The sequence below is a fragment of the Leucobacter sp. WKLB1 genome (genome assembly GCF_059696215.1).
Window position 1 is genome coordinate 3513419 of record NZ_AP046115.1, and the last position, 13475, is coordinate 3526893.

Consider the following 13475-nt stretch of genomic DNA (forward strand, 5'->3'; position numbering starts at 1 on the left):
GGCGGCTCGTAAGCTGATGGGGTGACCGATTCGACGCCCGCATCGCCCGCCGTCGCCTCCGTGCCGAGCGCCGTCGCCTGGCGCGATGCACTGCGCAGCGGCGAGATCTCGGCGCGCGACGCTGTCACCGAGGTGCTGCAGCGGGCAGAAGTGGCGAGCGGTCTGGGCGCATTCGTTGCGGTGGATCGCGAGCTCGCTCTCGCACAGGCCGCGATGGCCGACGCGGGTTTCGCGAGCCTCGCTCCCGACCAACGCGCCGAGGCGCTGCCCCGGCTCCACGGCCTGCCGACCGCGTTCAAGGATCTGACCGATGTCGCCGGCTTCGTCACCACCCGTGGCAGCGCCGCGCTGCCGCACGCTCGGGCAGCCAACGACGCCCCCGGAGTCGCGGTGCTGCGGCGGGCGGGCGCAATCCCGATCGGCAAGACCCAGGTGCCCGAGCTCGGGCTGACCGGCTACTCCGAAAACGTCATCGCCCCGCCGGCTCGCAACCCGCTCGATTCCGAGCGCACCGCGGGCGGATCATCAGGCGGCAGTGCGGCGGCGGTCGCCGCGGGTGTATTGCCGGTCGCGCCGGGGAGTGACGGGGGCGGGTCGATCCGCATCCCCGCGCTCGCCTGCGGACTCGTCGGCCTGAAACCCGGTTTGGGCGCCGTGCCGAGCGACCTCGACGGTGGCGCCTTGGCCAATGGCAGCTTGCACGATGAATTCGGTGCTCCGCGCCTCGCCGTCACCGGGCCCCTCGCGCGTGACGCGGCCGACGCGGCGCTGCTCTTCGATGCGCAGCGCGGTGCGACGGGCGAACCAGCACTGGCAGCGGTGCGCGCTGCGGGCAGCGTGACCGGGCTACGCATCGGCGCGAGCACGGTCTCGCCGTTCGCACCGGTCTACCCCATCGTGCTCTCGGCGGAGGCTCAGCAAGCCTTCGTTTCGGCGATCACGCAGCTTTCAGCGCGCGGTCACAAGGTCGAAGACGCTGCCTTTGCATACGACCCCGGGTACCCCGACGCATTCACGACGTCATGGACGGCGGGGCTGTCACGACTCGAACTGGATGACGCGGCAGTGGATCGCCTTATGCCACTCACCCGCACGTTCCGTGAGCGGGCACTCGCGCGCAGCGACGACACACACCGGGCTGCAAGATCGCGCCTGCGCGAATTCGCATCCGACGTGCGCGCACAGTGGGGCGCCTACGATGCAGTACTCACCCCCGGGCTCGCGATGCTGCCCCCACGCGTCGGCGCGTTCACCGCGCAAGACGCCGACGGCGACTACCGACTGCAGTGCGAGTGGGCGCCGTACACGTCGATGGTCAACGTGTCGGGGCTGCCCGCGGTGGCCGTGCCGATCGTGCGGCTGCCGTCTGGCCACTCAATGGGGGTGCAGCTCATCGGGCGCACCGGGTCAGAGGCGCTGCTGCTGCAGCTCGCAGCGCAGCTCATGGAGCGGTAGCGGTCGCACCGCCTCGATCAGCGTGCAATGGGCGACTCTGACGCCACCACATCGCGGGTCATCGGAATTGCACCCATGATGTGCGGAAAGCCCTCGTGCCATTCCACGTCGACGCCCGCTGCGGCGAGCGCGTCGAGCCGAATCGCGATGTCGAGCAGCGGCAGCGAGATGTCGGCGTAGCGAGAGGCCAGCACCTGCGGCACCTGCTCGGCGGTTGCGGCGTGAATGAACCCGGCGTCGTCGAGGTGCGTGCCCCGCGTCGCCACCTCGTACTCGCCGAAACCACGGCTCATCTCCCAGTCGTCTGCGATCGCGATGTGGTGAATCAGGTCGGTCATCTTCTCGTCTCCTCGCTAATGAAACGGTTTCGTAGCATTCACGAGTAGACTACTCCCATGGAGTCAAAACGTGGGCGACCGACAGCGGCCGACAGCGCCGAGCGCAGCGTGCGCATCGCCGCAGTGGTCGCGCAGCTACTCACGAGCGACGGATTCGATGCCCTCACGTTCGACCGGGTCGCGGTCGAGGCCCGCGTAGCCAAGCGCACGCTCTACCGCGACTACGTCGACCGCGGTGGGCTGGTGCGCGCGGCGGTGCGGCGACTGCACGATGGGGCGGGGGAGTCGGGGCCGGGCGATCCGGCACACACCCCTCAGCCGCTGCGCGAATATGCGACCACTCTCGTCACGACCCTGCTGAGCGATGAGGCGATCGGGGTGCACCGCGCCGTGATCGCTGCGGCGACGCGATACCCGGAGGTTGCCACAGCCTTCTACACCGAAGGGCCGCAGCGGTCGATCGACGAGCTGGCGGCGCTGCTCGAGTCGACGCCGAACGCGACTTCGGGCTTGAGCGACCACCCGGCGAGGCCATCGGCCGAACTCCTCTTCTCTGCGCTCACCGGCGAAGCGCACCGACGGCGCCTGCTCGGCCTGACCGAAGCGCCCGACGGCCCTGGCGTCGCACTGCACGTCGACAGCACACTGGCAGGCCTGGGCTTCAAGCCAGACGGTTCGCTCGCCTGAGTTTCATTGCGAACGGGCTTGTACCCTCACCGCAATCCACACGTGTCGACAGCCACCGTGCAGCCGCACGCTCAGTAATAAAACTGCTTCGAAACGACCAGTAACCGCCGATCGGGGTCGGCGGTCTGCAGCGTTGAAAACGTGACGCCGTTTCCGGTGAACGTGCCCTCCAAGCTTTCTCCGCCGAGTCCGGCGATGACCTGCGACTTCTTCGAGAATTCATCAGGGCTTCCCGGCTCGAGGCCATCGACGGTCGCGTAGGCATCCGAGGCTGACAGCGAGAAGACTGCAAACCCGAATGCCGCGGTCTGCAACGCGTTCATATTCGACCGCGTATGCAGCAGCTCGGCGCCACCTGGCAACCTCACTGACGCTTCCTGCTCGATGTAGTCGACAACTGTGTCACGCGAGTCGCACGCCAATCCACGCGGATCAATGCACGATGTGATGACCGGAGATGCCTGCGTGGGTGGCGGAGTACGTAGGAGCGCGACGGCGACCGCAAGGAGCGCAGTGAGCACGACTGCCCCGAGCACGCAGATTGCCGCACGCCGAGCCAAGCGCGCGCGAATCTCCATATACACACCGTACGCGGCCCTACTGCGCGCGCACCGCGGAGCCCCGTGGAGCCGACGCGCAGTTCGCACATAGCCTGCGCATTGCATCGGCGCCCACACTCGAATCATGACCCGCCCAGCGATCCCGGATTCCGCGGCAGAAACCGACCGCACCACCCCTTCCTTCCCGACCCCCGCGCCCCCCACCGCGGCGGTCGAGCACACGGTCGATCGGTCTCGCCTCGGGGAAACGTTCGCGGGCACCTCCGTAAGCCGCCGGCGCTGGCTTTCCCCCTTGCGCGCCGGCGTCGCAGCTCTCGGCATCGCCATCCTCGCCTTCGGCGGCGGATTCGGCACCGCGTATGCGGTCAACGCGGCCAGCGCGCCTCCCCAGCCGCCGGCCGTGCAGCTCGAGATGCCCGAGGGCCTCATGGGATCGCCGGGCGGGTCATCCACCGACAGCTAAGCGACGTCGAGCGGATCCCCCATCAGCTCACGTGCGCGCTCGAGCAGCGCAATGGTCTCGACCGTGCGGTCGAGCGGGCGGAGCGGTGACTCAGTGAGCCCGGCGTCGAGGCATCGAGCCACCTCAAGCGCCTCCCAGAACAACTGGGTGTGCGCGAGCGGTTCCTCGTGCCACCGCAGCACCTCGCCATCGTGGAAGCGCACCTCGACCGGGCCGGGCTGGTAGAACGGCGCATCGAGCACGAGGGTCGCTTCGGTACCGGCGATGTATGCGGTGGTGGGCGTATCCGCCAGCATGGAGGCGCTGACGGTGGCGAGGCGATCCTGCGCGTCACCGAGCAACGCATGGAACGCGCCGACGGCACCCGGAGCCTCGACCCCCGGCACGACCTGGCGCCGGCCGTGAGCCGCACGCACCTCGAGCCCCCGAATGATCTCGTTCGCGAACATCAACGTGTACGAGCCGATGTCATTCATGACGCCGCCGCCCTGCGCGGGGTCCATGGCGCGGTGGTGGTCGACGAGCCGCTCGCCGAGGTTGGCGTGCACCTCGACGATCTCGCCGAGCAGACCGGCCTCGAGCACCTGGCGCACGACTGAGAAGCGCGGCAGTGCGAGCGTCCAGACGGCCTCCATCGCAAAGACACGGCGGGATCGCGCGAGCTCGACCAGCCGATCGACATCGGCGAGGCGCGGTGCCATCGGCTTCTCCACGAGTACGGGCTTGCCTGCCTCGATCGCGAGACTCGCGTGCGCGACGTGGTCGAGGTGCCCGGTCGCGACGTACACGACGTCGACATCACTCGCCACGAGTTCCTCGTACGAGCCGTAGGCGTGCGCGATGCCGTACTGGTCGGCGAACTGCTGGGCGCGGTCGAGCGTGCGCGATCCGACCGCCACAACCTGTTGCACGGTCGACGCCTGCAGCGCCTCGACGAACTTCGACGCGATCCATCCGGTGCCGAGGATCGCCCAGCGCTTCGGCGCCACCGCGCGCGGATCGGGCACGTTCGGCTGCGGCAGCACACGCCCGGCTGCGTGGCTCATGCGCCGGCCTCCACACGCACGAACGCGCCGCCCGAGTGCATCGAGGCGACGGCGGCCGCAGCGACGCGGGTCGCCTGCGCACCGTCTTCGACCGTCGCGAGCGTGGGCGCGCGGCCCTCGTTCAGCGCCGTCACCCACTCCTGCAGCTCGAGGCGGTACGCCTCGGCGTAGCGCGGGCGGAAGTCGACCGGAATACCCGTGCTCGCCGCCAGGTTCGAGAACGACTGCACGCGATGCGGCTCGGTGATCGAGACCGCACCCGTCTCGCACAGCACCTCGGAGCGCATGTCATAGCCGTAGCGCGCGTTGAGCGAGTTCTCGACGGTCGACAGTGCGCCATCGGCGGTGCGCAGCAGCAGGAAGAACGGCTCGCGTAGGCCGCCGCTCGTCGAGCTCGGGGTCTCGGGCGCATGCCACGACACCTCGGTGACGGGTGAGCCGAGCAGCCACGGCACGATGTCGAGGTCGTGGATCGCCGAGTTGTAGATCACGGTCTCGTCGGTCGCACCGGGCCCGGTCGTGACGCCGCGGCCGATCGAGTGCACCATGACAGGGCGCCCGTGCACGCCCGAGTCGACCTCGCGCTTCTGCTCGACGTACCCGGGATCGAAGCGGCGCATGAAGCCCTGGTGCACTAGCGGCGTACCCTCGCCCACGGCGGCGCGGTGCGCGGCGATCACGCGATCCGCGTCTTCAACCGAATACGACAGCGGCTTCTCGCACAGCGTCGGCTTGCCCGCCGCGATGCACGCGAGGGTCTGCTCGGCGTGCAAGAAATCGGGCGACGCGATGAGCACGGCCTCGACCTCGTCGGCGGTGATCAGCTCGAGCGGGTCGGTGTACGCGACCGCGCCCGGGATCGCCGCGACGACGGCCCCCGCGCGCTCGGCATCGGGGTCGGCGACGGCCACGACGGTCGCCCCCGAGACCTGTTCGTGCAGCAGCTGGGCATGGAAGGCGCCCATCACGCCCGTGCCGATGATGCCGATCTTCATGGTGCTCCTCTGGTGAGTGTGGGGTAATGCTGCAGTGTTCAGTGCCGGTCTGGGCCCTGGCGGTTACCGGTCGTTACTGGTCGTAGGCGCCGGGCACGTTCTGATCCCAGTCGATGATCGACCCGGTGACCACGCCGCTGCGCGAGCTGAGCAGGAAGACGATCGCGTCGGCGATCTCGTCGGGCTGGCCGAGCTTGCCCATCGGCTGCGCGGCCTCCGCCTGCTCGAGCCAGGTGCTGTCGGCGTCGTGGAACGTCTGCTGCGTCACGGCCTCGCCGGGCGTCGCCGTCCAGCCGATGTTGAGCCCGTTGATGCGAATGCGGTCGAAGCGGTGCGCGAACGCCGCGTTCTTGGTGAGCCCCGCGAGCCCCGCCTTCGAGGCGACGTAGGGGGCGAGGTAGGGCTGCCCACCGTGCATCGACATCGAGATGACGTTGAGGATCGTGCCCGGAGCCTTGCGGCTGCGCATGTCGGCCACCGCGCCCTGCATCGTCATGAACGGCACGGTGATGTTGAGGTGCAGGTGCTCGTCGAGCAGCTCGCGGGTGGTGTCGAGCAGCGTGCCGCGGCTGGTCGCACCGGCGGCATTGACGAGGCTATCGATGCGGCCGAAGCGGGCGATGGTGTCTGCGACGGCGCGCTCGGCCTCACCGGGCACGCTGAGGTCGGCGATGATCGCGATCGCGTCGAAGCCCGCGGTGCCGGCCACTGCGCCCTGCGTGCGAATCGCTTCGAGCGCGACCTCCGCCTTCTCGGCGATGCGGCCAACGATCGCGACGCCGGTCGCGCCCTCGCGTGCGGCCGCCTCGGCGACGGCACGGCCGAGGCCCTGTGTGCCGCCGGTGACGAGCAGAATCTTGTCTGCGAGCAACTGCTGCATGGTGGTGGTCCCCCTGGGTGTCGGTGTGGTCAGTCGGCGCTGTGCGACTCAGTCGGTGAGCGCGCCGGGGCGCAGCGGCAGACCGGTCGCCGTGTAGATGTCATCGATGAGCGCCATCGTGCGACGAGACCGCTCGAGACCTCGGGCATCGCGTTCACCGCTGCGCACGGCCGCGCGGATGCGCTGGAGCTGGTAGGTGTACGACGACACCGAGCCGAGTTGCTCGACGCGCTCTTCGACACCGGCGCCGGTGGTCGTGCGCACGATGAGTCGCCCGTCTTCTTGCGGTTTCACGAAGTTCGGCAGCACGACCTCGCCGAGGCTTCCGCTGACACGCAGACCGAAGTTCCAATCGGACTCCATGCTCGTGTGAATCGTCGCCGGCACGTCGCCGAGACGCAACTCTGCGACGACCGTGGCATCCAGCCGCGGGTCCGGGGCGTACGTCTCCGTTCGCGCGCCTGCGAGCGTGAGCTCCGGGCCGACCGGCAGCCCGGCCCCACCCAACGTATCGCCGAGCAGCAACAGTGCATTGATCGCGTAGCAGCCGAGATCCATGAGCGTGCCGCCGGCGAGGTCGAAGTTCCAGCGCGGGTCGTCGGCTCCGGGATCAGGCATGTCCATGTGCACGTCGATGGCCCGCACCTCGCCGATCGCGCCTGAGCGCACAAGGTCGATCAGTCGGTGCACCCCCGGGTGGTCGGCGTAGTGAAAGGCCTCCCAGGCCCAACCGGCAGAGCCCTCGAGCCGCGCTGCGACTCGATCGAACTCGGCGAGATTCGCCGCGAACGGCTTCTCGACGAGCACGTTGCGTCCGGCGTCGAGCGCACGCGCGGTCCACTCGGCGTGGAGCCCGTTGGGCAGGCCGATATAGATCAGGTCGAGACTGTCATCGGCGATGACCTGCTCGTAGGTGTCGGTGGCCGCTGTGAACCCCTTCTCAGCCGCGTACCGCTGGGCGCGCTCGGGATCCCGCGCTGCGACCACGGCCAACTCGTCACCGGTTTCGCCGGCCGCCTCGATGATCGAGAGATCGGCGATGCGCGAGGCACCAAGCGCGCCGATACGCAGCGGCCGCGCCGCATCGTGCGATTCGGGGGCGGTCATGCCGAGCCCTCCGCAGCCTCGCCGAAGGCGGCGCGCACGAACGCGACGCTGCGGCGCGCATTGTCGAGCGCTCGAGCCGCATCGTCGTCGTTCTCGACCACCGTGTCTTGCTCGAGCACGTACCAGCCGTCGTACCCGGCACCCTGCAGCGCCGAGAGGATCTCGCCGATGCGCGCATCGCCGTCGCCGAGCGCCTGATACATGCCCTGGCGCACGCCCTCGCGGTAATCGATCTCACCGGCGCGCACGCGGGCGGCGATGCTCAAGTTCACATCCTTCAAGTGCGCGTGCACGATGCGAGGGGCGTGCTGCTGCACGAATGCGACCGGATCGCCACCGCCGAGCGTGTAGTGCCCGGTGTCGAGGCAGAGCCCGATGCGCGAGCCCGCGACCACGCGCTCGACGGCCTCGGGAGCTTCGACCACGGTGCCGAGGTGCGGGTGCAGCGTCGCGACGACGCCGACCGCGGCGGCCGCATCGAGCGCGCGGTCGAGATTCGCAAGCAGCGTCTGCCACTCGGCATCGCTCAGCTCGGCCGCACCGTCGTACCCCTCCGCTCCCGTCACCGCTGAGAGCACCAGCGTGGATGCCCCGGCGGCGACGTACGCTTCGAGTTCGCGCTCGATGGCGGGCAGCGGATCCTGCGCGGCATCGTGCAGCACCACCGGGAAGAACCCGCCCACGGCCGCGAGCCCGGCAGCAGCCAGGGCCTCGGCCCGATCGGCGGGCGCGTCGGGCAGGAAGCCCTCGGGGCCGAACTCGGTTGCCGTAATGCCGAGCGACACCATCTCGCCGAGCACGCGTTCGCGCCCCAGCTGCAGGCCCCAATTCGGAACCTCGATGACCCCCCAGCTGATTGGGGCGGATGCGATGCGTGCGGTCATGGGCGACTCCTTCGTCGATTCAAATGGTGGTGTTGGAGGTGATCGAGCGCTTCGGCTCAGGCGCCGGCGGCCGTGGTGCCGGCGACGGGTGCGCTGGACTCCCAGGCGCGCGACTCGGCCGAGCGCTCGGCCGCGGTGACGACCTGCGCCGCCGACAGCGCGTCTTGGATGTTCGAGTTCAGCGCCTCGCGGCCGAGCACGGCCTGCAAGAACTTCTTGGCCTCGACGACTTTCAGGTCGTCGTAGCCCATCGAGGTGCCGGAACCGGGCTGGAAGCGACCGAAGTCGCCCATGCCGGGGCGCGCCATGACGCGGGTGTACCCCTGGTTCTCTGCGCCGAGGCCGCCCGAGAGGTGCAGCTCGTTCATGCGCTCGAAGTCCCAGTGCGCCGAGCCCTCGGTGCCGTAGACCTCGATGCCGTAGCTGGCGCGCGGGCCCACCGAGACGCGCGAAGCCTCGAGCGTGCCGACGGCGCCGGCCGCAGCCGCATCGTCTGAAAGACGCACGAGCATGCCGGCGTAGTCCTCGTTCTCGACCGGCTTCATCACCCCGTCCTCGATCACCGCGAAGTGCGTTCCGGTGCCCATGGGCAGCTCAGGGCGCTCGGTGTAGACGGTCGACGTGACCGCGCTGACCTCGCCGATCGGGCCGAGCGTGTACTGCACGAGGTCGACGAGGTGGCCCATGAGATCGCCCAGCACGCCGTTGCCGGCGAGGCCGCGCACGAAGCGCCACGAGAGGGCGCCGCGGGGGTCGGACGAGTAGTCGGCAAACATCTGGCCGCGCACGTTCGTGATGCGGCCAAGCTTGCCCTCGAGCACCAGTTCGCGGAGGTACTCGATGGCGGGCGCGTGGCGGTAGTTGAAGCCGATCGAGCTGACGACGCCCGCGTCTGCGGCTGCCTCGGCCACCTCGCGGGTCTCGTGCTCGCCGCGGCCGACGGGCTTCTCGATCCAGAAGTGCTTGCCGGCCTTTGCCGCTGCGATGCCGATTTCGGCGTGCAAGAAGTTGGGCGCGCAGATCGATACGACGTCGACCTCGGGGTCGTTCAAGACCTCGTGGTAGTCGGCCGAGGCGCGCTCGTAGCCGAGCACCTGCACGGCCTCTTCAGCGCGGGCGGGCGCCGGATCGGCGGCGTGCACTAGACGCGGCTTGATGCCCAGGTCAGCGTAGGCGTACTTCAGGTTGGCGTACGCGCGGCTGTGCAGCTGGCCCATCCACCCGACGCTGATGAGGCCGACGCCGATTTCGGTCGTGCCGTCTGCAAGAGTCCGCATAGTCGTTCGCTTCCGTCTTCATGGTGCTGAGCACCGTTGCTCGATGTCTGATGTGTTGCTCACAACGTGGCCCCTCTCGAATTCGCCCGGAAATCCGCGCGGAATCCAATGGAAATGGACCGGTCCAAATTGTACGTACATGGGAGAACGGATGTCAATGCGGCGCGCGGCCGATCCTGCGCCTTGCCCGCCGACCGCGCTCGTCAGCCGGCCCAGACTATGGCTCGCTCCGCCCCGCCCCATCGTGAGCGTGGGACGAAACCGTGAGTGTGAGGCGAGACCGTGAGTGTGAGGCGAAACCGTGAGTGTGAGGCGAAATCCGGCTCACATTCACGCATAACCCTCACACTCACGCCGGACCGACCGAATCGTTCAACGTGCCAGCGACACGCCCCGCAGCACGAACACCAGCAGGCCAAGCCCCGCGAGCACGAGCGTGCCGACCGGCAGCCATGCTGCGCCGAATCCGGCAAGCAGGCCGGCACCGGCGAGCGAGCCGATGAAGCTGCCGAGGTTCGCGGTGCCCGACGGCATCGACGAGGCGAGGCGCGGAAAGCGCCGCAGCTCGTCGAGGAACAGCACCTGCGCGGCCGGGCTGCCCCCACCCAGCAGCACGCCGATGAGCAGCACACCCGCAGCTGCCCCGACCGCGCCGACCCCGGGCACCAGCAGCAGGGCTCCACCGGCGACGCCGATCAGCGCCACGGCGAGGAAGGTGGGGGCGGCCGCGCGATCCGCCACCCACCCGGCCCCGAAGTTGCCGAGGTTCATACCGACACCGAATGCCAGCATCGCGAGCGCTGGGGTCAGGATCACCCGATCGCCCTGCACCTCGGCGACCACCGGTGCAACGTACGTCACTACGGCGAATCCACCCGACGCGACAAGCACCGCCGCGGTCGCGGTGAACCACAACCGGCGACCGCCGAATCGTCTCCCACCCACCGAAGCGCCCGATCCACCCGCGGCGAGCGGCGCCGGCGCGAGCGGCACGATCAGCAGTGCGACCACCGGCACCCCGAACAGCACGGCGCACGCCCCGATCACGAGTCGCCACGACGCGAACTCGCCGAACGCCGTCAGCACGGGCACCCCGAGCAGGGTCGCCACCGCGAGCCCACCGTGCACAATCGCGGCGCCCCGCCCGTACTTCTGCGACCCGAGCAGGTGCGCCGTCGCCATCGCCCCGACACCGATGAAGCTCGCATGGGTGAGCGCAGCGAGAAAGCGCAGCACCAGCGCGATGCCGAGCGTCGGGGCGAGAGCGGTGAGCACGGTCCAGAACAGCATGCTGCCGGCACAGGCGAGCAGCGCACCGCGCTCCGAGAGTCGCCGAATGAGCAGCGGAGTCACCAGCATGCCGACGACCACGCCGAGTGCGTACGCCGACGCGAGCCCGCCGGTCGCCCCGAGCGACGCATCCGGGTGCTCGGCGAATGTCTCAGGCAGCAGGTCGCTCGCGATGCGCGGCAACAGGCCCATCACGATGAATTCGCTGACACCGATCCCGAACCCGCCGCTCACCAGCGCGGCGATCAGCACCACGGCCCCGATACGACCGGGCCCGCTCACACGGTTCGCGTGCATTCGCGACTCCTCACTTCGGCATTTCCGACCGCGGGCCGCGGGCCGCCGCCTGCACCATGAGTACCCCCTTATACACCGAGTGACCGCCCCAAGAATGTCTCGGGGCGGTCACTCGTGATGAGCGCGGTCACTCGGAAGTGCGGCTCAGCGGTGTTACGCGGTATAGCTCAGCGGCGCGTTCCGCCATCACCCTCGTCGTCTTCGTCATCCTCGTACTCGCCGGGGATCACGCTGACGGCTTCCGTGACGCTCACCCGGCCAACTCCGGCTGCGGAGTCTTCCTGGATCTCGTCGCGGATGGTGCGCACGGTATCGGTCGAGGTGCCGACGTTGCGCAGCTCGTGCACGAGCTGCTCGAGCTCGGCGCCACCGGCCATCAGACCGGTCAGCTCTTCGAGCGTGATGTCTGACTTCTCGTGGTAGCCGATGCTCTGGCCGCGCTTCAGCAGCAGGAATCGGTCACCGACCGGGTACGCGTGGTGCGGGTTGTGCGTGATGAAGATCACGCCGAGACCGCGGTCGCGCGCCTGGATGATGTAGCGGAGCACGACACCCGACTGCTTCACGCCGAGGGCGGCGGTCGGCTCATCGAGAATCAGCACCTTCGCGCCGAAGTACACCGCGCGAGCAATGGCGACGCACTGACGCTCACCACCTGAGAGGGTGCCGATCGGCTGGTCGACGTCGCGCAGATCGATGCCCATGTCGAGCAGCTCCTGCTTCGCCGTCTTCCGCATGAAGTCGACGTCGAGGCGCTTGAACGGCCCCCACCCCTTCGTCTGCTCGGAGCCGAGGAAGAAGTTGCGCCACACCGGCATGAGCGGTGCGACCGCGAGATCCTGGTACACCGTGGCGATGCCGCGGTTCAGGGCCTCGCGCGGCGAGTTGAACTTCACCGGGTCGCCCTCGACGAGGTACTCACCGGCGGTGTGCTGATGCAGGCCGGCGATGATCTTGATGAGCGTGGACTTGCCGGCGCCGTTGTCGCCGAGCACGCACATCACCTCGCCCGAGCCCACCTTGAGGCTGACATCGCGCAGGGCGATGATGTTGCCGTATCGCTTCTCGGCGTCACGGAGCTCGACGAGCGGGCCCGTGACCTGCGACGGCGCTACTGCCGTCTCGGTTGCTGTGGCGTTCACTTTTTCCCTCCTCGGGCGGCTCGACGCTGCAGGGTGAAGTTCAGCACGGTCGCGCCCAGAAGCATTGCACCGAGGAAGAACTTCAGCCAGTCCGGGTTCCACTCGGCGTACACGACACCCTTGAGAGCCATGCCGTAGATGAGTGCGCCGATCGCGCCGCCGATCGCCGAACCGTAGCCGCCGGTCATGAGGCAGCCGCCGACGACGGCCGCGATGATGTAGAGGAACTCGTTGCCGATGCCCTCACCCGACTGCACCGTCTTGAAGGCGAAGAGCTGGTGCATGCCCAGCAGCCACGCGCAGAAGCTGACGCCCATGTAGAGGCCGATCTTCGTCTTCACGACGGGCACGCCCACGGCGCGTGCCGCATCCGGGGCGCCGCCCGAGGAGAAGATCCAGTTACCCACGCGAGTGCGCTGCAGAATCCAGGTCGCCATGAGCACGAGGATGATCCAGTAGAACACCGTGATCTTGACGTTGACGCCGAAGACCGGAATGTCTGAAGCGAAGACCGCCTCTGCCGAGGCGAACCCGGGCCACTCGGCGATCGACGGAGCGGCGACGCCGCCCGTCAACGCGCGAGTGACACCGAGGTTCAACCCCGTCAGCATGAAGAAGGTCGCCAGAGTGATGATGAAGCTCGAGAGCTTCGTCTTCGTCAACAGCCACCCGTTCAGCAAACCGACCAGCAGCGAGAACACGAGGCCGACAATCGCACCGACCCAGACGTTCCCCCCGAACCAGTACATGAACAGGGACGAGGAGAGCGCTGCCGAGATGACGCCGACACCTGCCGACAGGTCGACCTCGCCGCCGATCATCAGGAGCGATACGCCCACCGCCATGATGCCGACCGTGGACGCTCCGTAGAGGATCGTCGCGATCGAGCTGGGCTGGGTGAACTGCGGAGCGACGACGGCGAACATGATCGCGAGGACCAGTGCGGCTGCGGTGGCGCCCGCCTCGGGCTTGGTGAAGAACCTGGTGAACAGGTTGCCCGAGGCGACGCGCTCGTCGAATTTAGGAGCTGTTGCTGTACTCATGGATACGACCT

The 13475-nt window shown here is 68.7% G+C and carries 14 protein-coding genes; 3 read left to right on the forward strand and 11 right to left on the reverse strand.

Going from position 1 to position 13475, the window contains the following annotated elements; all coding sequences use genetic code 11:
• The first annotated feature begins 21 nt into the window (after positions 1-21).
• Positions 22-1455: an amidase gene (locus tag ACZF5Y_RS16190; RefSeq protein ID WP_497533694.1), complete on the forward strand. Its 1434-nt coding sequence runs from the start codon at positions 22-24 to the stop codon at positions 1453-1455.
• Between the two features lie 17 nt (positions 1456-1472).
• Here the strand turns inward: ACZF5Y_RS16190 and ACZF5Y_RS16195 are convergent, their stop codons facing one another.
• Entirely contained in the window at positions 1473-1793 is a 321-nt protein-coding gene (locus tag ACZF5Y_RS16195) for a DUF952 domain-containing protein (protein WP_497533695.1), read from the reverse strand.
• Positions 1794-1850: 57 nt separating this feature from the next.
• Here ACZF5Y_RS16195 and ACZF5Y_RS16200 point away from each other — a divergent pair, with 57 nt between their 5' ends.
• A complete protein-coding gene (locus ACZF5Y_RS16200; protein WP_497533730.1) occupies positions 1851-2480 on the forward strand; it encodes a TetR/AcrR family transcriptional regulator C-terminal domain-containing protein in 630 nt (209 codons plus the stop codon).
• A 71-nt stretch (positions 2481-2551) separates the two neighbouring features.
• Here the strand turns inward: ACZF5Y_RS16200 and ACZF5Y_RS16205 are convergent, their stop codons facing one another.
• Positions 2552-3058 carry a hypothetical protein gene (locus tag ACZF5Y_RS16205; protein ID WP_497533700.1) on the reverse strand — a complete coding sequence of 169 codons (507 nt, stop codon included), beginning with the start codon at positions 3056-3058 and terminating at the stop codon, positions 2552-2554.
• Between the two features lie 106 nt (positions 3059-3164).
• On the opposite strand from ACZF5Y_RS16205, the gene ACZF5Y_RS16210 reads away from it, so the two are divergent.
• Positions 3165-3503: a hypothetical protein gene (locus ACZF5Y_RS16210; RefSeq protein ID WP_497533701.1), complete on the forward strand. Its 339-nt coding sequence runs from the start codon at positions 3165-3167 to the stop codon at positions 3501-3503.
• On the opposite strand, the gene ACZF5Y_RS16215 is transcribed toward ACZF5Y_RS16210, so the two are convergent.
• From ACZF5Y_RS16215 to ACZF5Y_RS16255, 9 genes are all read right to left on the reverse strand, one after another.
• On the reverse strand, positions 3500-4549 hold the full coding sequence (locus tag ACZF5Y_RS16215) for a Gfo/Idh/MocA family protein (RefSeq protein WP_497533702.1): 1050 nt from the start codon (positions 4547-4549) through the stop codon (positions 3500-3502). The two genes, ACZF5Y_RS16210 and ACZF5Y_RS16215, sit on opposite strands and share 4 nt — an antisense overlap.
• Positions 4546-5544 carry a Gfo/Idh/MocA family protein gene (locus ACZF5Y_RS16220; protein WP_497533704.1) on the reverse strand — a complete coding sequence of 333 codons (999 nt, stop codon included), beginning with the start codon at positions 5542-5544 and terminating at the stop codon, positions 4546-4548. The genes ACZF5Y_RS16215 and ACZF5Y_RS16220 overlap by 4 nt, the downstream gene beginning before the upstream one ends.
• A gap of 73 nt (positions 5545-5617) precedes the next feature.
• Complete coding sequence (locus tag ACZF5Y_RS16225; RefSeq protein WP_497533706.1) at positions 5618-6424, reverse strand: SDR family oxidoreductase; 807 nt, start codon at positions 6422-6424, stop codon at positions 5618-5620.
• Between the two features lie 48 nt (positions 6425-6472).
• Positions 6473-7531: a Gfo/Idh/MocA family protein gene (locus ACZF5Y_RS16230; protein WP_497533708.1), complete on the reverse strand. Its 1059-nt coding sequence runs from the start codon at positions 7529-7531 to the stop codon at positions 6473-6475.
• The gene (locus ACZF5Y_RS16235; RefSeq protein ID WP_497533709.1) at positions 7528-8415 is read right to left on the reverse strand and encodes a sugar phosphate isomerase/epimerase family protein; all 888 of its coding nucleotides are present in this window, start codon (positions 8413-8415) and stop codon (positions 7528-7530) included. Before ACZF5Y_RS16235 ends, ACZF5Y_RS16230 begins: the two co-directional genes overlap by 4 nt.
• Positions 8416-8471: 56 nt before the next feature.
• Entirely contained in the window at positions 8472-9692 is a 1221-nt protein-coding gene (locus tag ACZF5Y_RS16240; RefSeq protein WP_497533710.1) for a Gfo/Idh/MocA family protein, read from the reverse strand.
• Between the two features lie 372 nt (positions 9693-10064).
• Positions 10065-11279 (reverse strand): MFS transporter, encoded by a 1215-nt coding sequence (locus ACZF5Y_RS16245; RefSeq protein ID WP_497533711.1) that lies wholly within the window; start codon positions 11277-11279, stop codon positions 10065-10067.
• 167 nt (positions 11280-11446) lie between these two features.
• Positions 11447-12421, reverse strand: a complete 975-nt coding sequence (locus ACZF5Y_RS16250; RefSeq protein WP_497533712.1) for an ATP-binding cassette domain-containing protein — start codon at positions 12419-12421, stop codon at positions 11447-11449.
• Positions 12418-13464: an ABC transporter permease gene (locus ACZF5Y_RS16255; protein WP_497533555.1), complete on the reverse strand. Its 1047-nt coding sequence runs from the start codon at positions 13462-13464 to the stop codon at positions 12418-12420. The genes ACZF5Y_RS16250 and ACZF5Y_RS16255 overlap by 4 nt, the downstream gene beginning before the upstream one ends.
• Positions 13465-13475: the final 11 nt, after the last annotated feature.

What these genes read in the sequence shown, in the direction of transcription:
- ACZF5Y_RS16195 (WP_497533695.1), bottom strand. Translation starts at nt 1,793, where the DNA reads ATGACCGACCTGATTCACCACATCGCGATCGCAGACGACTGGGAGATG.
- ACZF5Y_RS16200 (WP_497533730.1), top strand. Translation starts at nt 1,851, where the DNA reads ATGGAGTCAAAACGTGGGCGACCGACAGCGGCCGACAGCGCCGAGCGC.
- ACZF5Y_RS16205 (WP_497533700.1), bottom strand. Translation starts at nt 3,058, where the DNA reads ATGGAGATTCGCGCGCGCTTGGCTCGGCGTGCGGCAATCTGCGTGCTC.
- ACZF5Y_RS16210 (WP_497533701.1), top strand. Translation starts at nt 3,165, where the DNA reads ATGACCCGCCCAGCGATCCCGGATTCCGCGGCAGAAACCGACCGCACC.
- ACZF5Y_RS16215 (WP_497533702.1), bottom strand. Translation starts at nt 4,549, where the DNA reads ATGAGCCACGCAGCCGGGCGTGTGCTGCCGCAGCCGAACGTGCCCGAT.
- ACZF5Y_RS16220 (WP_497533704.1), bottom strand. Translation starts at nt 5,544, where the DNA reads ATGAAGATCGGCATCATCGGCACGGGCGTGATGGGCGCCTTCCATGCC.
- ACZF5Y_RS16225 (WP_497533706.1), bottom strand. Translation starts at nt 6,424, where the DNA reads ATGCAGCAGTTGCTCGCAGACAAGATTCTGCTCGTCACCGGCGGCACA.
- ACZF5Y_RS16230 (WP_497533708.1), bottom strand. Translation starts at nt 7,531, where the DNA reads ATGACCGCCCCCGAATCGCACGATGCGGCGCGGCCGCTGCGTATCGGC.
- ACZF5Y_RS16235 (WP_497533709.1), bottom strand. Translation starts at nt 8,415, where the DNA reads ATGACCGCACGCATCGCATCCGCCCCAATCAGCTGGGGGGTCATCGAG.
- ACZF5Y_RS16240 (WP_497533710.1), bottom strand. Translation starts at nt 9,692, where the DNA reads ATGCGGACTCTTGCAGACGGCACGACCGAAATCGGCGTCGGCCTCATC.
- ACZF5Y_RS16245 (WP_497533711.1), bottom strand. Translation starts at nt 11,279, where the DNA reads ATGCACGCGAACCGTGTGAGCGGGCCCGGTCGTATCGGGGCCGTGGTG.
- ACZF5Y_RS16255 (WP_497533555.1), bottom strand. Translation starts at nt 13,464, where the DNA reads ATGAGTACAGCAACAGCTCCTAAATTCGACGAGCGCGTCGCCTCGGGC.